The sequence below is a fragment of the Rhodocaloribacter sp. genome (assembly GCF_056451265.1).
On record NZ_JBWOPL010000018.1, the window covers coordinates 1 to 18,572 of the forward strand.

General features: G+C 64.7%; 15 protein-coding genes. 7 read left to right on the top strand and 8 right to left on the bottom strand.

The features are described 5' to 3' along the window. A partial coding sequence (locus AC1HIY_RS01755; RefSeq protein WP_479574979.1) for a hypothetical protein occupies window positions 1-350 on the top strand: 350 nt, incomplete at its 5' end. A gap of 165 nt (window positions 351-515) precedes the next feature. Here AC1HIY_RS01755 and ispG read toward each other — a convergent pair. From ispG to AC1HIY_RS01775, 4 genes are all read right to left on the bottom strand, one after another. Then, entirely contained in the window at window positions 516-1,604 is a 1,089-nt protein-coding gene (gene ispG, locus AC1HIY_RS01760) for a flavodoxin-dependent (E)-4-hydroxy-3-methylbut-2-enyl-diphosphate synthase (protein ID WP_479574980.1), read from the bottom strand. A gap of 101 nt (window positions 1,605-1,705) precedes the next feature. Continuing rightward, entirely contained in the window at window positions 1,706-2,818 is a 1,113-nt protein-coding gene (locus AC1HIY_RS01765; RefSeq protein WP_479574981.1) for an endonuclease/exonuclease/phosphatase family protein, read from the bottom strand. A 6-nt stretch (window positions 2,819-2,824) separates the two neighbouring features. Further along, complete coding sequence (locus AC1HIY_RS01770; RefSeq protein ID WP_479574982.1) at window positions 2,825-3,766, bottom strand: rhomboid family intramembrane serine protease; 942 nt, start codon at window positions 3,764-3,766, stop codon at window positions 2,825-2,827. 296 nt (window positions 3,767-4,062) lie between these two features. Continuing rightward, window positions 4,063-4,737, bottom strand: a complete 675-nt coding sequence (locus AC1HIY_RS01775; protein ID WP_479574983.1) for a rhomboid family intramembrane serine protease — start codon at window positions 4,735-4,737, stop codon at window positions 4,063-4,065. A 284-nt stretch (window positions 4,738-5,021) separates the two neighbouring features. Here AC1HIY_RS01775 and AC1HIY_RS01780 point away from each other — a divergent pair, with 284 nt between their 5' ends. From AC1HIY_RS01780 to AC1HIY_RS01790, 3 genes are all read left to right on the top strand, one after another. Further along, window positions 5,022-5,783 (top strand): UDP-2,3-diacylglucosamine diphosphatase, encoded by a 762-nt coding sequence (locus AC1HIY_RS01780; RefSeq protein ID WP_479574984.1) that lies wholly within the window; start codon window positions 5,022-5,024, stop codon window positions 5,781-5,783. A gap of 43 nt (window positions 5,784-5,826) precedes the next feature. Continuing rightward, window positions 5,827-8,157, top strand: coding sequence for a penicillin-binding protein 1A (locus AC1HIY_RS01785; protein ID WP_479574985.1), 2,331 nt, complete (start codon window positions 5,827-5,829; stop codon window positions 8,155-8,157). 98 nt (window positions 8,158-8,255) lie between these two features. Next, complete coding sequence (locus AC1HIY_RS01790; RefSeq protein WP_479574986.1) at window positions 8,256-9,500, top strand: metallophosphoesterase family protein; 1,245 nt, start codon at window positions 8,256-8,258, stop codon at window positions 9,498-9,500. A gap of 82 nt (window positions 9,501-9,582) precedes the next feature. On the opposite strand, the gene AC1HIY_RS01795 is transcribed toward AC1HIY_RS01790, so the two are convergent. The 4 genes from AC1HIY_RS01795 to AC1HIY_RS01810 form a co-directional block, all read right to left on the bottom strand. After that, on the bottom strand, window positions 9,583-11,133 hold the full coding sequence (locus AC1HIY_RS01795) for a sensor histidine kinase, YfiR-like protein-associated (protein ID WP_479574987.1): 1,551 nt from the start codon (window positions 11,131-11,133) through the stop codon (window positions 9,583-9,585). 61 nt (window positions 11,134-11,194) lie between these two features. Next, entirely contained in the window at window positions 11,195-11,593 is a 399-nt protein-coding gene (locus AC1HIY_RS01800; protein WP_479574988.1) for a hypothetical protein, read from the bottom strand. Further along, window positions 11,590-12,318 (bottom strand): hypothetical protein, encoded by a 729-nt coding sequence (locus tag AC1HIY_RS01805; protein ID WP_479574989.1) that lies wholly within the window; start codon window positions 12,316-12,318, stop codon window positions 11,590-11,592. Before AC1HIY_RS01805 ends, AC1HIY_RS01800 begins: the two co-directional genes overlap by 4 nt. A 695-nt stretch (window positions 12,319-13,013) precedes the next feature. Further along, window positions 13,014-13,868, bottom strand: a complete 855-nt coding sequence (locus AC1HIY_RS01810) for a 4-(cytidine 5'-diphospho)-2-C-methyl-D-erythritol kinase (RefSeq protein WP_479574990.1) — start codon at window positions 13,866-13,868, stop codon at window positions 13,014-13,016. A 260-nt stretch (window positions 13,869-14,128) separates the two neighbouring features. On the opposite strand from AC1HIY_RS01810, the gene AC1HIY_RS01815 reads away from it, so the two are divergent. The 3 genes from AC1HIY_RS01815 to AC1HIY_RS01825 are packed head-to-tail and all read left to right on the top strand — an operon-like array spanning window position 14,129 to window position 18,564. Next, window positions 14,129-15,883, top strand: a complete 1,755-nt coding sequence (locus AC1HIY_RS01815) for a polysaccharide biosynthesis/export family protein (protein WP_479574991.1) — start codon at window positions 14,129-14,131, stop codon at window positions 15,881-15,883. A gap of 9 nt (window positions 15,884-15,892) precedes the next feature. Continuing rightward, window positions 15,893-17,140 carry a GumC family protein gene (locus tag AC1HIY_RS01820; protein ID WP_479574992.1) on the top strand — a complete coding sequence of 416 codons (1,248 nt, stop codon included), beginning with the start codon at window positions 15,893-15,895 and terminating at the stop codon, window positions 17,138-17,140. Next, on the top strand, window positions 17,137-18,564 hold the full coding sequence (locus AC1HIY_RS01825) for an O-antigen ligase family protein (protein WP_479574993.1): 1,428 nt from the start codon (window positions 17,137-17,139) through the stop codon (window positions 18,562-18,564). The genes AC1HIY_RS01820 and AC1HIY_RS01825 overlap by 4 nt, the downstream gene beginning before the upstream one ends. The last annotated feature ends 8 nt before the right edge of the window (window positions 18,565-18,572 follow it).

Sequence of the window (18,572 nt, forward strand, 5' to 3'; positions counted from 1 at the left end):
CCCTGCTAGCAGTTAATCAAACTGGAGGAGTTACCATGAGAAAGGGATTTGTATCACGATCTGTAGTGTCCCTGCTCTGCACGGCGCTGTTCGCCGTTGCGTTGGTCCTCACGGGTTGTAGCGCCGACACCCTCACCGGGCCTCAAGCAGAGGGTGGAGACAGTCACAATAATAACCGTGTTGCAACCAGCAACGGCGATGCAAACACCGGAGCGTTCTTCGGCAAACTCGTCGAACGTTACGGAGGCGTCGGCGGCGACGGCCACAACAACAACGCGCCCGGCGTTGGCGGCGACGGCCACAACAACAACGCGCCCGGCGTTGGCGGCGACGGCCACAACAACAACTAAAACCGGGCTTTGCCCGCGGGGTATTTGCGTACCCCATTAAACCACATCGCTGGAACCGGTCGGCTCTCTGGGTCGGCCGGTTTTTTTTGTCCCGGATCGAGCCACATTCAAAAAAAAAGCCGACCCGGACGGATCGGCTGGAGGGATGACGCCGTGGACGGCGCCTCAGGATGATTCGGACACGGGCTCCTCGTCCCACATCTCGATCGCTTCGAGCACCGCCTCAACGATCTGGTCTTCGGGGACCGTACGGACGATCTTTCCCCGTTTGAACAGGTGCGCCCGTCCGCGTCCGAGCGAGACGCCCAGGTCCGCGCCTGCCGCCTCTCCCGGCCCATTGACGGCGCATCCCATCAGCGCGACGTTCAGGTCTTTGTCGAACTTACGCGCTTTGACGGCCTCCTCCACCTCGTTGACGATGCTGAACAGATCTCCGGTGAGGCGACCGCACGTGGGGCATGCGATAATGTTGACTCCCGGACGCCCGAGCCGGAGAGACTTCAGGATCTGATGCCCCACCTCCACCTCCCGGACCGACTCCGTCGCCAGGGACACCCGGATCGTATCGCCGATGCCTTCCGCCAGAAGCGCCCCGATGCCGATGGCGCTCTTGATCGAGCCGGTGCTGTACGACCCGGACTCGGTCACACCGAGGTGAAGCGGATAGTCGGTGCGCTCGGCCAACAGCCGATACGACTGGATCATGAAGAACACGTCCGAGTGTTTGACGGAGATGACGAGGTCCTCGAAGCCGTGCTTCCGGCAGATGTCGATGTGGCGCATGGCGCTTTCGAAGAGGGCCTCGGGCTGCGGATAGCCATACTTGTCGAGGAGGTCGCGTTCGAGCGAGCCGGAGTTGACGCCGATACGGATGGGGATGCCGGCCGCCTTGGCCGCCAGAAGCACTTCCCGCTCCCACTCCTCCTTCCCGATGTTTCCGGGGTTGATGCGCACCTTCGCCACGCCGGCTTCGATGGCCTTCAGCGCATACTGATAGTTGAAATGGATGTCGGCCACGAGGGGCACGGGCGCCCCCTGCACGAGGTCCGGAAGGGCGTCGGCGTCCTCGGGGCGCGGCACGGCCACGCGCACGAGGTCGGCCCCGGCGTCGGCGAGCCGGCGAATCTCGGCGAGGCTGGCCGCCACATCATGCGTCTTCGACACGGTCATCGACTGCACCGAGATCGGCGCGCCGCCGCCGATGGGTACGTTGCCGACCTGAACGGCGCGGGAAATGCGACGAGGTCTTTCCATAACGGTCTATGCTCCGGAATATGCCATCATGAGAATCGCCCTCTATACCCGCCAGCGTGCGGCAGGTTCGACGGCGCCGCCCGCTGCCCGTCCTCCCCCGTTTACCGGCTTTCGGCGCCGCGTTCTCCCGCCCGCCACCGCAGGCCCACCACCAGGGCGCGGTGGTCGGAGATCGCGGCCCCGACCACGCGCGCGGAGGTCACTTCCCAGTCCGGACTCGCGAGCACATAGTCGATGCGGACGAAGGGCAAGCGCTGATGGTACGTCGCGCCCCATCCATTGCCGGCAATGCGGAAAGCGTCCGTAAAGCCCGCGCTCATCTGCCGATAGCCCCAGTTGTGCGGGGTGCTGTTGAAATCTCCGCAGATGAGCACGGGCAGGGTCTCGGCGTCGGTCATCCGGCGGATCTGTTCGATCTGCCGGGCGCGGATCAGAAACGCGTCCCGGTATTGCCGGGCATACCGGAGCCACGAGGCGAAGTCGAGCAGCCGGAAGGCATCGTCCTCCCATGGCTTCTTGCCGCCGAAGGTGCGCAGGTGCACGTTATAGAGCACGGCGGCTCGCCCCTGCCACGTGAACGTCGCGCGCACCAGCTCGTTCATCTCGTGCTCGCCCGGACGCAGCGTATGCTCCGCGAGGTCGTCGAGGGGAAAACGGCTCAGCACCGGCTTCGAGAGGTGGTGGGTCGCGCTTCCCGGCGGCTGGATCCGGTAGCCGAGCGAGTCGATGAGGGGAGCCACGTAGACGGAGGGCCGCACGGGGATCGCGCGCCGGGAGAAGGTCACCTCGGCCTCTTGAAGGGCCACGAGGTCCGGTGTTTCCCGGCGGATCAGCGCCTCCATGCCGCGCGGGGCGTCGCCGCCCGCGGTCCATCCCCACCCCGCATTGAACGTCATCAGCGTGAGCGCGGGCGCGTCCGGTCCGGCTTCGCGGGCGAGGCGCTCGAACGGGATGAAGCGCGCCACGATCAGCGCCGTGAGCGCCAGATGCACCGCCAGCAGACGCCAACGCCGCGTCATCGCCGCCACGGCCGTCGCGCCCAGCACGAGCAGGCTCAGAAAGGGCAGTCCGATGGCGATGAGCTGGATCCACCACACATGGCGCGGATGCACGTACCGGGCGGCGTATCCGGCCAAAAACACCAGAATCAGCGCGGCATCGAGCAGCAGCACACTTCCCCGGAACACACGACGGGCCACGCGACGATTCCTCATGCCGTCTTACCGGCGACTGGCTTCATAAAGGATGCGTTTCTCCTCGTCGGTGAGCGCGTCATAGCCTTGCTCGCTGATTTTGTCGAGGATGCGGTCCACTTCGCCTTCGAGCGACGCCGCCTCCCGGCGGGCCTCGCGGCTGCGGCGCGGGCGTCCCTTTGCCGGAGCCTCCGGCGGAGCGCCTTTTTCCGAGCGTCGCGAGGCCAGCCAGAGTTCCATCTGCCGGAGGATGCTCTCCCCTTCCGCCGTGCGCGCCGTCCGGCGGGTGCGGCGGCGTTGCCGGAAGAAGATGCGCGCCCACGACGAGAGGTTGACGCCGTTTGCCTCGGCCCGGGCAAAAAGGTAACCCGAGAGCGCCCCGCCCAGATGCGCCGACACCGACGTGCCTCCGCCCGCGAGAAACAGCACGTCCAGCGCGAGGAAACCGATCACCACGTAGATGAGGCGCACCGTCCCGATGAACAGCAGCGCGATGCTTTTGTACGGATACGTGATCGCCACCACCGTCAGCACCGCCAGCACCGAAGCCGACGCCCCGTGCACGATGCCGCCGAACGCGCCGACCGAGGGCAGGAGCGCGTGCAACAGCACCGTCATCAGCCCCCCGCCGATGCTTCCGATGAGATAGACCGCCAGCAGCCGGTGCGCGCCGTGAAGTTCCTCATACTCACGCCCGATCCACACCAGCCAGAGCATATTGAAAAGAATATGGAGAAAGCCCCAGAAGCCCGGTTGCAGGTGCAGAAAACTGTACGTGACCAGTTGCCAGGGTTCGAGCAGGATCTCCGGAAACTGCGGGTTCAGCGCCAGATGATCTACCACCAGGCTCCGCGTGGCCGAGAAATGGATCAGCAACACCTGCCACAGCACGTAGGCTACGACATTGATCGTCAACAGCGCGCGCAGCGCCCTCGGCTGTATGCGATACCAGGCTAAGAATCGATTCACGTCGTTCTTCGGCTGTCACAACCCCTGATCTTCCGGGGGCATCGACATTGAAAGGGTTCTCATGAAGGCAAAACGGCGTCCCCGGAGACCAAAAATCATGCAACGCAAAACGGGAGCGCGGGGATCACGACCCGGGAGAAGGTTTGCCTTTTCCCGCCCCGATAATACCCGGTAAGCGCCGGAAGGTTTTGGCCGAAGGAGCGGCGGCGCGGGCGCTGTGCCTGAGTGCCGAAGGAGGTCCGGCGCGTTACGCCGCGCCGCGTCTCCGACGCCCGGCGGCGCCCCCGGATCATTGCTCACCAGCGCATCGTCCGTTCCGGCCGGAGCGGCAGCTTCCCGCGCCAGTACTGAATCAGCAGAAAGCCAAAAACCATACCGCCCAGGTGCGCGAAGTGCGCCACGCCCGGTTGCGATCCCGAAACACCCGCCCACAACTCGATCAGCCCGTATCCGATCACGAACCACTTGGCCTTGATCGGGAAAAGGAAGTACAGGTAGATCGGCTGGTTGGGAAACATCATGCCGAAAGCCAGCAAAATGCCGAACACCCCCCCCGAAGCGCCGAGCGTCGGGACCGGTACGCCCCACGAGACGATCAACTGGCTGATCGCCGCTCCGATGACGCAGGCGAAATAGAAGATGGCGAAACGGCGCGAGCCCCACGTATTCTCGATCTGCACCCCGAACATCCAGAGGGCGAACATATTGAAGAACAGGTGTCCGAAGCCGGCATGAAGAAAGCTGTACGTGATCAGCTGCCACGGCCAGAAATCCGGCACGCGCGCGACGCCGAAAGCCGTGCGGACGACGTCCGGAGCGCCGAGCGGCCACAACGCCAGCCAGTCGATCAGAAACTCCCGCGTCGTCGGCACCAGCGAGGCCATGAAAAAGAGCCCGTTGAGGATCAACAGGTTCTTGATGACCGGCGGAAATACCGAAAGCCGGGTGGGCGGCTGATACGTGTTGTACATGCGATCCTGCGAATGGAGAAGCGGAGCTCACCGCCGGGCCGGGCGCGACGGGCGCCCCCTTCGGGTTCCGTTATAGCGGTCGCGTCCGTCGAAAGGTTGCAGCCCGAAGTCGGCGTCCGCCTCAACACGCCCCACCGTCCGTCGGGGTTTCCGGAGCGCCCTTTTTTTCGAGCAATCCGCATCGGAGGCCCCCCGAAGCCGCGCCGGTTCCTTTGGTGTTTCTTTTCCGTTACCTTGCGCTTTCCCCACCGCTACCTTTCGCGTTCCCTTACCCTGCCTCCCCCTTGGTCCTTTTCTTTTCCGACATCCATTTCGGCCGGTCCGATGCCGAAGACGAACGCGCCAACGAGCGCGACCTCATCGCTTGCCTGCGCGCGCACGAGACGGAGGTCGAGCGCCTCTACCTCCTCGGCGACGTGTTCGACGCGTACATCGAATACCGTCACCTCATGCCCAGGGGGTTCGTCCGTTTTCAGGCGCTGCTGGCCGAGTGGACCGAGCGCGGCGTGCCCGTCACCTACCTCGTCGGCAACCACGACCCGTGGCATCGCGACTACTTCGAGCGCGAACTCGGCGTCCGCGTCGTTTTCGACGCCTTCGACGAACCTCTCTTCGGCCGCAACGTTTACATGGCCCACGGCGACGGCCTGACGACCAACACCCGTTTTTACAACCGGATCCGACCGCTTTTGCGTCACCCGGCGCCCGTGTGGATGTACCGCACGCTCCTCCCCGGGGACCTGGGGCTGGGGCTGGCGAAATGGGTGAAAGCCCGCTACGGCAACAAGGAAGTCCTCGAAGGAACGGTTGCGGGGCTGCGCGCGCATGCCCGCCGCATCCTCACCGAAACCGACGCCGAGCTCGTCGTGATGGGCCACAGCCATCAACCGGCGTTCCACGTCTGGCCCGAAGGAACCTATATGAACCTGGGCTACTGGCACGGCGCCCGCACGTTCGGCCGCCTGACTGAAAAAGGACCGCAACTGCTTCGCTGGAACGGTACTTGCGCCGGCGCATTCAACCCGTCATCAATACATAATTCGTGATCAACCGGCATCTCGAGATGCCGATGCGCCATAGACAAACCTTATGTCCGACTGGTCTTATACCGAAGAAGAACTGGAGGAATATTTCCGAAAGCCGGAGGCCCGGCAAGACGCGGCGTCTCCGGGAAACGGGACGGGCGCGAACGGACGGCCGCCGACCTCGAAGCGAGGGCTGCGGGGCTATTTCGCCCGCCGTTTCAAGGATCCGCGCAAGGCGCAGGCGGCCTTCGCGCTCACGGTGGTCACCGGCTTTTTGCTCGCGGGCTTCCTTGGCGTCGTCTTCTTCATGCTCTCGCTCCGAAGCGATCTGCCCTCGCTCGAACAGATTGAAAACCCCAACTTTCAGCTCGCCTCCATCGCCTATACCGCCGACGGTCAGGAGTTGGCGCGCTATGCCCGGCAGAACCGCGCCTGGGTCACCTTCGAAGAGATTTCCCCGCACGTCATCAACGCGCTCGTCGCCACGGAGGACCATCGCTTCTACGACCACTGGGGCATCGACCTCTTCCGCACGATGGCGATCCCGTACCATGTGCTGCGCGGCAAACCCCAGGGCGGATCGACGATCTCGCAGCAACTCGCGCGCAACCTGTACAACGAGCAGATCGGGCGCCGCGTGACGGTCGAACGCAAGCTCAAAGAGATGATCACCGCCGTCGAACTCGAACGGCGGTACACGAAGCGCGAGATCATCGAGATGTACCTGAACACGGTCGAGTTCGGCTACAACGCCTACGGCATCGAGGCGGCGGCGCGCACCTTCTTCGGCAAAGACCCGATGGAGCTGGACGAACTCCAGAGCGCCACGCTGGTGGGCATGCTCAAGGGCACGACGATCTACAACCCCGTCACGCATCCCGAAAACGCCCGGCGACGACGCAACGTGGTGCTTCAGCAAATGATCAAGCACGGCCACCTGAGCCCGGAGTTTTACGAGGCGCACAAGGACGACCCCGTCGAGGCAAGCTATCATTCGACGGCCATCACGAACAGCGCCGCACCGCACTTCGCCACGTACGTCGGAAACTGGGTGAGCACGTGGGCCAAAGAAAACGGCTACGATCTCTATACGGACGGCCTTATCATCTACACCACACTCGACAGCCGGCTTCAGGAACTGGCCCGGCAGGCCGTCGCCGAGCAGATGAAGGGCCTGCAGGCCGTCGTCGATTACGAGTGGAGCCGCCCCACCGGCTATCACCTCGGCAACACCATCGACGTGTATCTCCAGAAGACCGGATACGAGCCGTTCAAGTATTTCTGGGATTCGCAAAAGAGCCTCCTCGACCAGTTCATCCGCGAGACGGCGCGTTTTGCCGGCTTGCGGCGACAGGGGATGAGCGTCCGGGCCTCCCTCGACTCGCTCCGGCGGAACGAGGCCTTCATGGACTCGCTGAAGACGAACAAGTCGCGCCTGGAGGCGGGTCTGGTCAGCATCGATCCGCGCACGGGGCAGGTGAAGGCGTGGGTCGGCGGGCGCAAGCTCGAAGAGGACTGGAACGACCACGTGGCCGGAACGAAACGACAGCCCGGCTCCACGTTCAAGCCGTTCGTCTACACCGCCGCCATCCACAACGGCTGGTCGCCCTACTACACGCTGCCCGACTCTACGTTCGAATACGTGGACGCGGCGGGCAACGTGTGGAGCCCGCAGAACACCGCCGAGTCGACCGGACGGATGACGACGCTTCGCGAGGGGCTCGCCCGTTCGATGAACACCATCACCGGGCGGCTCATGCTGGAAGTCGGCCCTTCGGAGGTAGCCTTCTTCGCCCGGCGCATGGGCATCAAGAGCGCGCTCGACGAGGTGCCGGCGCTTGCCCTAGGCACCAGCGACGTGACGCTTCTGGAGATGACCTCCGCCTACTGCACGCTGGCCAACGGCGGCCTCTACAACGAGCCGTCCGTGGTCACGCGCATCGAGGACCGCAACGGCAACGTGCTCTATGAGAACGACACGGCCCCGCGCGAGGCCCTCTCCGAAGAGACCGCCTACACGATGGTCGACATGATGCGCGGCGTCATTCAGGAAGGCACCGGCGTCCGCATCCGCCATCAGTTCGGCCTGGGCGACTACGACCTCGCCGGCAAGACCGGCACCACGCAAAACAGCGCCGACGGCTGGTTCATCCTCATGCACCCCGACCTCGTCACCGGCGCGTGGGTCGGCTTCAACGACCGCCGCGTCACCTTCCGCACGGACTGGTGGGGGCAGGGCGCGCACAACGCCCTCTTCCTCGTGGGCGACTTCTTCAAGCGCGCCACCGAAGCCGGCGACCTCATCAGCGACGAGCGCTTCCCCGATCCCGAAGACTACGGCCTGCCTTCCGGCCCCGAAGACCCCCGCAAAGACCGGGGACGGGTCAGCTGGTGATCCGGCTGGGGATTTTCGGGCGTGGATCGTAGATTGCGCACCGGCCATCCGACCGCCGTCCGCTTCCTTCCCGTACCTCCCCCCATCCCGCCTTCCCCGTGAAAATCCTTCACACCGCCGACATCCACCTCGGCAGCAACGTGTACGGGCGCATCGATCCGGAGACGGGGCTGAACACGCGCCTGCTGGACTTCAAGCGGTCCTTCGACGCCATGGTCACGCGCGCGCTCGAAGAGGACGTGGACCTCTTCCTCTTCTGCGGCGACGCCTACCGCACCGCCGACCCGACGCCGACCCAGCAGCGCGCCTTCGCCGAATGCCTCCGCCCGCTCACCGACCGGGGCATCCCCATCGTGATGATCACCGGCAACCACGACCACCCCGTCTCTTTCGGCAAAGCCTCCGCGCTCGACATCTTCAGCTTCATGCGCGGCGACGTCCACGTCTTTCGCCGTCCGGGCCGGCAAACGATCTCCACGAAGAGCGGTCCCGTGCAGATCCTCGCCCTGCCGTGGCCCATCCGGAGCGTGCTCCTCTCGCGCGAGGAACACCGCAAAAAGTCACCCGCCGAGATCCGGGCTTTCATCGAGGAGAAATACGTTGAATTCCTCGACCTGATGGCCCGGGAGATCGACCCGGCGCTGCCGACCGTGCTGGCGGCGCACCTGACCGTTCAGGGCGCCGAGATGGCCGGCTCGGAACGCACCAGCCTGATCGAGCACGAGCCGAAGTTCACCGTCGGACAACTCGCCCGCCCGGGCATCGACTACGTGGCGCTCGGACACATCCACCGGCCGCAGGACCGCAACGAGGGTCACGCGCCGCCCGTCATCTATCCCGGCAGCATCGAGCGCATCTCGTTCAAGGAATGGGAGGACCGGAAAGGCTTCGTGCTCGTCGACATCGAGGGCGAGGGAGCCGGGAAGACGACCACGTACACGTTCGTCGAGACGCCCGCGCGGCGCTTCGTGAACGTATATGTGGACGCCCGCGAGGCGCCCGACCCGACGGAGGCCGTCCTCGCCGCCATCGCCGCCGAGGACGTGACGGAGGCCATCGTGCGCGTGCGGTATCACATCGAGGAGAACCAGGCCGCGCTCATGGACGCGCAGCGTATCCGCGAGGCGCTCGCCTCCGCCCACATCATCGCCGCCATCGAGCGGACCGTGGAGCCGACGGACCGGCAGCGGCGCACCGTCGTCACGCGCGATTCATCGCTCAAAGACGCCATGATCCAGTACATCGCCCAGCACGAGCAACTCGCCTCGATGAAAGACCGCCTCCTCGACGCCGCCCTCGAGCTCGAAGCCGAATACGAGGCCCGCCGCCGCACCGAGGATTAGCGTTGATCCACCGGCGCGTCTGAAGGTTGCACGTTCAAACGCCCGCCCGGCGCATCCGTCTACCACAGCCTGCAAGAAGGGCTCAGGAGACGGCTTTGCCGAGCGCAGTGTGCGACGTATTCGGACGAAAGGAACGCATGTTACGAGGCAGCGTGACCGTAAAACGGCTGCCCTCCCCGACGCGGCTTTCCACCGTGATCTCGCCCCCCATCAGCGCAACCATTCGCTGCGTGATGGCCAGACCTAACCCGTTGCCCTGATAAGACCGGGACAACCCCATGCTGGCCTGTTTGAAGGGTTCGAACAACAGAGGCAGGTTCTCCGGATCGATCCCGATACCGGTGTCCCGAACGCTCAAAAAGATCTGTGATCCCCGCGCCGTCAGCTCGACCTGCACCACACCGCTTTCCGTAAACTTGACGGCGTTGTTTACGAGATGATACACGATGGTCTCGAGACCGTAGAGGTCCATCACACCCGGAAGCGGAGCTCCCGACGTTTTCGTTAAGAGCGTGAGGCCCTTTTGCTGCGCTGCGGGCAAGTGCCGGGCGACAAGCGCCGTCACGGTTTCGTTGAGGTCAAGCAACGTCGGTTCCAGACTCAGATCGTCGGCCTCCAGGCGAGCCAGATCCAGCACGGCGGTGAGGGTATCGAACAGGCGTCGGCCGCTCTGCTCGAGCATGTCGATAAACTCGACGTGTTCCTCCGCCACCTCCTCGCGCAGGATGTCGACAATGCCGAGGATGGCGGCGATCGGCGTGCGAAACTCATGGCTCATGTTGGTGAGCAGAGTCGTCTTGAGCCGGCTGGCCTGCTCGGCCCGGTCGCGGGCGCGGGTCAGATCCCGGTTCGTACGTTGGAGTTCGGCCGTACGCGCAGCAACCTCTGCTTCGAGTTGATCACGATGGCGCGACAACTGAGCGTCGCGCCGCTGGATTTCTTCGAGCATCGTGTTGAAGCCGTCGACGAGTTGTCCCAGTTCGTCTTCGCTCTCCTTGACGGCACGGATCCCATAGTCTTGTCTCCGCGAAACGGTGCGGGTGGTTTCGAGCAGGCGCAGCGCCGGACCGGTGATGAAGCGTTGGAGCCAGAAGGAAAGCGCCAGCGCCACCAGTATCGACACCAGAAAGACGAGCGCCGCAATGCCCAGATAGTTTCTCAGGCGGCCATAGAGCGCGCTCAGGTCATACCGGAGAAAAATGGCGCCCACCCGGTTGCCGTCAAGCAGAATGGGTTGGAAACACTCGATGTTGCCGAAATGGTAGCGGTGCTCCTCTCGGGCGGGAACGGGGGGGGCTCCGGTGTCGGAGACGCCCGGACGAAGGTACCGGGCGACGGGTCGACCGTCGGCGTCGTAGAGATAGGCCGCCACGATGCGCGGCTCGGCCTGCAGGGCGGCCAGGTTGTCGCCGGCGGCTTCGGTGTCGCCGAAGAGCAGTGCGGCGCTGCTGTTGGCGCCGATGATCCGGGCCTGAATCGAAAGCTCGCGCGTCAGTGTGGCGCGGTACGTAATCAGGTCATAGGCCATGAAACCAATACAGGCCGCCAACAGAGCCGTCCCACCCACCAGAGTGATGATGAGGGTCAGCTTGCGGTTGATGGAAAGGTTGCGGAAATGCATCATCCAGGTCATTCTTCTGCAGGGTTGCAACGCGGCCATATCAGCGACCGTTTGCGCCGGGAAACCGTGTTGATCACGGCGATCCGGAGCGAGGATCATCGCTCGCGAGTGGGGGACGGATCAGGCGGAGAAACGCGGCGCGAAAAAATCGACCCCAGCTCTTTTGAGGGCGCTCGGGGTTGTTCCAGAAACGGTTCGTGGCAACCCAGATCCGGTGGGGGTTGCTCCCCCGACGACGTTCTATTAGACCGTAGATGTCGGTGTCGGGATGCCGCCCGATGGTTAAAACCAGCGTGTCTTGCAAGCCGGGATGAACCAGCATCAGCATGTCCTTCGTCTCGCGCTCCACCGTCACGTCGGTCTTGAGGTAGAGCTTGACGATCCGCCAGGCGCCCTGGGCCTCGACCGGAAGGACGAACGCCGCGACATTGAGGAGCAGGCTCCCGCATATGATGAGGATGGGCCGCGTCATCGTCTGCGCTCGAAGAAGTGCCGGATTTGCAGGGTAAACGAAAGGTCGTTGCTGCCGTTGAGCAGGGGCACATTGCGTTTGAGACCGAGCATCACCGGCCCGAGATCGTAGGAAAAACTCAGGCTCACACCGGCGTTTTGCAGCCGGGCATAGGCCCGGTCGGCCTGGTTGCCCGGGTGAAGAGGATCGCGGACGCCGTTGACGGCATAGAAGCCCGTCAGATAGGTTCCGATGCCGTTCCACCAAACTCCTGCGCCGGCAATGCCCTGAATGCGACCGAACCGGTTCACGATAACGCCCGCATAGCCTGAGCGGAAATACGGGTTGCCCCGAAGCAATCCCGCCCCGTCAAGATCGAAGACCACCAGGTTGATGCGCAGGTCGGTGTCGGTGGCGTAGAGCGGCTGGCCGTAATCGTGTCCGCGCGTGAGACCAAGGCGTCCGTAGCTCTCCAGCCGCAGGTGATCCGAAAGCAGAAAGTCGTAACCGCCGGTGAGCATCAGCCCTTGCTCGGGCTTGCTATAGAAAAAGTCCACCCCGTCGTCGACGTGTCCCCGGTCCGTGATCTGAAAGAGAAGACCAAGGGTTGCCGAACCGCGCCCGAGCGTCAAGGCGATGTTATGCCGATAGAGAGACGGCTCAAAGGCTTCCACCTTCAACGTCGATCCCGTGATGACCATGACGGAATAACGAATCGTCAGGTCGTCGATCAACTGGGCCTGCACCGGCTTCCCTGCTGAACACACGAAGAGAAACAACACCGGCAAGCACCCTCGTCGAAGCCGCGCACCCCACGCAAAAAAGATCATATCCAGCCTGATTCTAAAACGGAAAGGCGTCCCGGCCCTTCTGCGCCAACACCGGAGGTACGATGTGATGCACGGCAAAGGATCAGAAACGAACCGGAACAACCTTTTCAGAACGAATCGTCACTCCGTGTCTTTGTCATTGGGCCACAGGTGACGTTACAATTTCGTTACAATGTATCGTCTTTAAATTTTTCTTTTTAAGCGCCCGTGCGCGTGTCCCCACAATCCGCCGTCATGCGAGCGCAATGCCGGATTTTTCCGTATTCGCCTTACGTCAGGGCCTTGCCCGCCCCTCGCCGGGCGGGACATCCCCATCGTGACGATCACCATCAATCACGCCCCCGTCTCTTTCGGCAAAGCCTCCGCGCTCGACTTTTCAGCTTCGTGCGGGGCGTCGTTCCCGTCGTTTGCCGTCCGGACCGGCAAACGATCTCGACACTCCCGTGCCGACTTCCGGCGCATTCTGAACGAGGAGGGGATGCCGCACCTCTTCAGCGAAAACGCAAACGACGCATCCGTGCTAACTTCTGGCGCATTGGTGCAAAAGCGTCGATACGTTGCGGTTGGGCGTTCATCCGTTTGAACGTCAGGGCGCCGGGCCGTTTGTGCGTTCAAACGTTCGACACCGCCCACACCCGGTGGCCTTCACGGCGGGCGGCTTCGGCGGCGGCGGCGGCCCGGGCCGCGTCCTCGAAGACGCCGAAGACGGCCGCGCCCGAGCCCGAGAGCGACGCATAGCCCGCGCCCGCTGCGACGAGCCGCTCCTTCAGGCGGCGGAGGGCGGGATGGGCCGCGAAGACCGGCGCTTCGAAATCGTTGACCAGTTCGGCGCGCCACCGGGCGAGATCGTTCGAAGCGACGAGCGCGCGGAGGTCGGGCCGGGCCGTGGCGTGCGGGCGGACGAGGGCGTACGCCTCCGCCGTCGAGACGTGCACGGGGGGCGCGACGACGACGAGCGCGAAGGGCAGGCGGTACGGCGCGCCGGTGCGGGGGGCGCGGAGGGGGCTGAGGCGCTCGCCCCGCCCCGTGGCGAAGGCCGCCTCCGGACCGAGGAAAAAGGGCACGTCCGAGCCGAGGGCGGCGGCGAGGCGATGGAGATCCGCCGCCGAGGCATCGAGGTTCCACAGCGCCACGAGCAGTCGGAGCGTGGCGGCGGCGTCGCTCGACCCGCCGCCGAGACCGGCCCCGTACGGCACGCGCTTGTCGAGGTGGAGCGCTGCGCCCCGCGCGACGCCGTAGGCCTCGCGGAGCCCGAGGGCCGCTCGCATGCACAGGTTGTCCTCGTCGGTGGGGAGGGCCGGGTCCGAGCACGTGAGCGTGAGCCGCTCGGCAGAGCGGGCCGTCAGCCGATCCGCCCACCCGATGCGGAGCAGCACCGTTTCGAGGTCATGATAGCCGTCGGGGCGCTTGCGGAGCACGTGCAGGCCGAGGTTGATCTTGGCGGGCGCGGCGCGTTCGAGGAGCACTTGAAGAGCGTATGTGTTTTCGGGAGTTCCGTTGCGCGAGCAGGCGCGATGTCGTAGTTTAAAATACAAGAATGCACGTCCCGGAGCACCCTTCTCCACCGATTGCCTATACGCACGATCGTTACGAGCCGCCGACGCCGACGCCGTCCGTCATTCGACGAACTTTGAAACCGGCGTCTTTGTTCACCGTTGATCCAGCGCAGCAATCCGTCCCGCCCGTTCGCCGGGCCGCGTTTTCCCCAATCATTCTTGTGCTTTCCATGCGTTTTCCCCGCCTCGCGAAGCCGATCGGCGTTTTCTTTTTGCTCGGGGTGTTTGCTCTGAGCGTTGCCCCTCCCCTCCACGCGCAGACGCAGGGCGCGCCCTCCGCCACCGCCGACCTCGGCGGCATGAGCGTCCTTCAGCAGCTGCGCCAGCGCTTCTCCGGCAGCGGGCTTGCGGCGGGCACGCTGGCGCTCGAAGGCGCGCTCAACCCGGACGAGTACATCGTCGGGCCGGGCGACCAGTTCACCATCTCCATCGGCGGCCTCGTCCCGATCCGGGAGACGGCGCAGGTCTCGGCGGAGGGACATCTCATCCTTTCCGACGCCGGGCAGGTGGACGCGGCCGGACGCACGCTCCACGACGTACAGGCGGAAGCCGTGGCGATGCTCCGGCGGCAGTATGAGAACACTCCCATCGAGATCTCGCTGGCCCAGCCCCGCCAGTTTTACGTGCACATCTCCGGCGCCGTGCCGGAGCCGGGGCGATACCTCGTGATGCCGGTCTCGCGGGTGAGCGAGGCGCTCGAGATGGCCTATGCCGCCCGGGCGTTCGAGCTGCAATTCCTTCAGGCGACGGCCCAGATGCCGCCCAATGCCGACAAGCCGGCGCCGTTTCTCCCTTCGGCCACCTCCGAGCGTCCCCGGCTGAGCGCGCCCTACCGCCCGTCGCTGCGCAACGTCCTGCTCACGCGCCGCGACGGCACGCAGGTCTCCATCGACCTTTTCCGCTATTACACCACGGGCGACCCCGAGAGCAACCCGCTCCTGCTCGACGGCGACATCATCACGGTGCCCGTCTTCAACGAGGAGCAGGACGCCGTCGTGGTCACCGGCGAGGCGCCGTATCCGGGCACATACGCCTACCGCCCGGGCGACACGGTGCTCGACGTGCTCTTGCTCGCCACCGGCCCGAGCGTGCTCGAGCGCCTCGGCGACGTGCGCCTGATCCGACGCGGCTCCGACGGCCTCGCCCGACCGATGCTGCTCCACATCCCCGACCTGCGTGCCGACGACGCCGCCCCGATCCCCCTCGAACCCGGCGACCGCCTCGACGTGCTCAAGCCCGAACGCGCCTCCGCCGCCATCTACGGGTTCGTCCAATATCCCGGCACCTATCCCATCGAGAGCGGGAAAACCACGTTGCGCGAACTGCTCGAGATGGGCGGCGGCCTCAAGCCCGACGCCAACGTGCGCGCGGCGTACGTCGAACGGCGAGAATCCAACTACTTCAAAAGCGACGGGCGCATCAGCGACCTCGACTTCTTCGGGCGCACCTACCTCAAGACCGAGCTCCGGCGCAACCGCATCGCCGTCGACGTCGCGCAGGTCCTCGAAACCGGCGGCGAGACGTTCGTGCTTCAGAACAACGATGTCGTCGTCTTCCCCCGCGACGAGGGCACCGTCTTCGTCACGGGCAACGTGATCCTGCCCGGCTACGTCCCCTTCGAGCCGGGCCGGAAGGCGCGCCACTACATCGAGGCGGCCGGCGGCGTAGGCCCCGACACCAGAGGCATCTACGTCTTCGCAGGCGGCACGGGCGCCGTGCAGACGGGCGAAGACGTCCTCGTGCGCTCCGGCGACACCGTCTTCGTCAACCGCGAACCCGTCGCCGAGACGCCCGAGCTTCAGTCGCTCCTCGTCACCGACCGGACGTCGCGGCGGCAGACACGCCTGCTGAGTTTGCAAACCGTCATCGCCGGCGTCTCCACCATCGCAGGTCTGATCACCGCCTTTGCCGCCATCACGAGATAATCCAGCTCCATGAGTCTCCCCCCCACGAGCGATACTTTCGACGAGTTGATTCATCCGCCGGACCCGGCCCGCGAGGCGCGCGCGGAGCAAAACCTGTGGTCGACCCTCGGGACGCTCTATCGCCGCCGCCGTTTTATCGCCGGCGTGACGGGCGTCGTCGCCGTCCTTTCGGTGGTGATCTCGCTCTTGCTGCCGAACTGGTACAAAGGCTCGACCCGGCTCCTCTTGCCCGAGGGCGCCTCCGGCGGGCTGGCCTCGGCGCTCCTCGGCGACCTCTCCTCCGCCGCGCAATCCATCCTCGGCGGCGGCGGGGACTACACGCGCTACCTGGCCATCCTCAGCAGCCGCACCATGCTCGAAAGCGTGGTCGATGCGTTCGACCTCGTGCACGTCTATGAGTATGAGGACAGCGACACCCCGCGTGAAGACGCCATCGAAGCCCTCGCCGACAACGCCGAGTTTCTGATCGACGACGAGTACGAGTTCCTCTCGGTAGAGGTCTACGACAAGGACCCGCAGCGCGCCGCCGACATGGCGAACTTCTTCGTGGCCCGGCTCAACGAGATCAACGGAAAGCTTTCCTCGGAGACGGCGGGCAACTTCCGGCGGTACGTGCAGCAACGTTATCTGGAGTCCGAGCAGGCGCGGGCGGCCCTCCTCGATTCACTTCAGGCTTTTCAGGAGCACTACGGCGTCTTCGATCTCGAAGCGCAGACGACCGCCTATTTCGAGCAGGTCGCCCAGCTTCGCGTGAATGCCCTTCAGTTGGAGATCCAGTATGAGGCCCTGCGCTCGACCCTCGGGCCGCAGAACCCGCAGGTCCGGAACCTCCGCGCGCTCGTCGAGGCCGCCGAGCGGAAATACCAGCAGGCGCTCGACGGCCGGGAGCGCGTCCTGCCCATCGCGCAGGACGAGGTGCCCGCCGCCGTCCGGCGATACGCCGAGCTGACGCTGGAGCGCACCATCCAGGAACGCACGCTCGAACTCATCGCGCCGATGCTGGAGCAGGCCCGCTTCGAGGAGGAGCGCGACAAGGAGGCCGTGCAGGTGCTCGACCCCGCCGTGCCGCCGGTGGAGAAAGACAAACCGAAGCGTTCGATCATCTGCATCGCGGCCACGCTGTCGGCCTTCCTGCTCGCCGTGATCTTCGTCCTGACCTATGAGTGGTGGCAACGGAACCACGCCGTCTTCGCCCGCCGCCTGCACGAAGCCGCCGCCGACGGTGACGCCGCCGCCCACGGCGCCCCCTCCGCATGAAGACGCTCGCGCTGACACCGGAGACACTCGGCGCGTGGGGCCGCACGCTCATCCGGGCCGGTTTCGGCTTCGGACTCCTGATCCTGGCGTTCCTGACCTGGGCCGCCCCGGAGGCGCTGCCCTTCTTCCCGATCCTGCTCCTCGGCGGCCTGGGCGCGTGGTACCTCTTCCGGCATCCGCTGCTCAACCTGTGCGTAGTGCTGGCCTCCTTCGTGCTCATCGTAGGCTACGAGGAAGGTATCCAACCCGAAGAGGCACTCTACGGAATCTACTACCTTGCCTTTCTGGGCCACTGGTACTTCACCCGCCTCTTCCTCTACCGGGAACGGCTCGTGGAGACTGCGGAGGAAAAGGCGCTCGTGCTCTTCCTCGCACTGATGACCCTTGCCGGCGTGACGGGACTGCTCCTCTTCGGCAACAAGCCCGGCGCCATCATCAGCGAGTGGGTTTCCCTCTCCATGCTCGCCTTTTACTTTCCGGTCCGGGAAGCCTGTATCCGCTATCGCAAAGGACCGGTCCTGATCCTCGGCATCATCCTGTGGATCGCCTTCTTCGTCGCCATGCGCAACTTCATCAACTACCAGGCGATCCTGCTCTCGGCCACGCAGGTCTGGCAGGTAGAGAAGGGGCGGGTGGCCACGAACGACATCCTCCTGATGATCGGCTCCACGTTCACGCTGACGCTGATCGTCTTCGCGCGGCGATGGCGTGCGGCGCTGCTCCTGTTGCCGCTCTTCGCGCTCTTCTTCGGGGGACTGATCCTGACCCAGAGCCGGGGATACTGGATCACGTTCGCCCTGGCGGCGCTGTTCCTCTTCGCGCTGGTGAAGACGCCTCAGAAGAAGCGGATGCTGGCCATGGCCTTTCTGGGCGCCGCCCTCCTCTTCACGATCGGCTTCCTCTTCCTCCGCGAGACCATGTTTCTCGTGCTCTCCGGCCTGGTCGAGCGTCTGGCCACCCTCCAGTCGGCAACGACGAAGGACATCTCGCTGCTCAACCGGTTCCTCGAATCGGGGGCCGTGTGGGAACGGATCAAGCAAAACCCCATCCTGGGCTATGGCCTCGGCGGCTCCTTCCATTTCTTCAACATCACGACCCACCACACCACCGACGGCACGTTCGCGCACAATGGCTATGTCTACCTCTGGTTCAAATTTGGGCTCTTCGGACTGCTTACGGTGCTTTTCTTCTGGCTGAAAATGGCCTGGCGCGGCGTGCAGGCGTTCCGAAGCACCGTCACGCCCCGGCTGATGCACCTGGGCGCGCTGGCAGCCGCCGTCTGTCTGCTCGCCCTTCCGCTCGTGGCCAACACCTCCAACCCCTTCCATCAAAACGATCCGCCCTTTATCATGGCGTTGTTGATGGGATTGGCCGGAGGCGTCTACCGGCGCGTCAAGAATGATTCCGCCGCTTCCAGTCTCTGAAGGCCTCG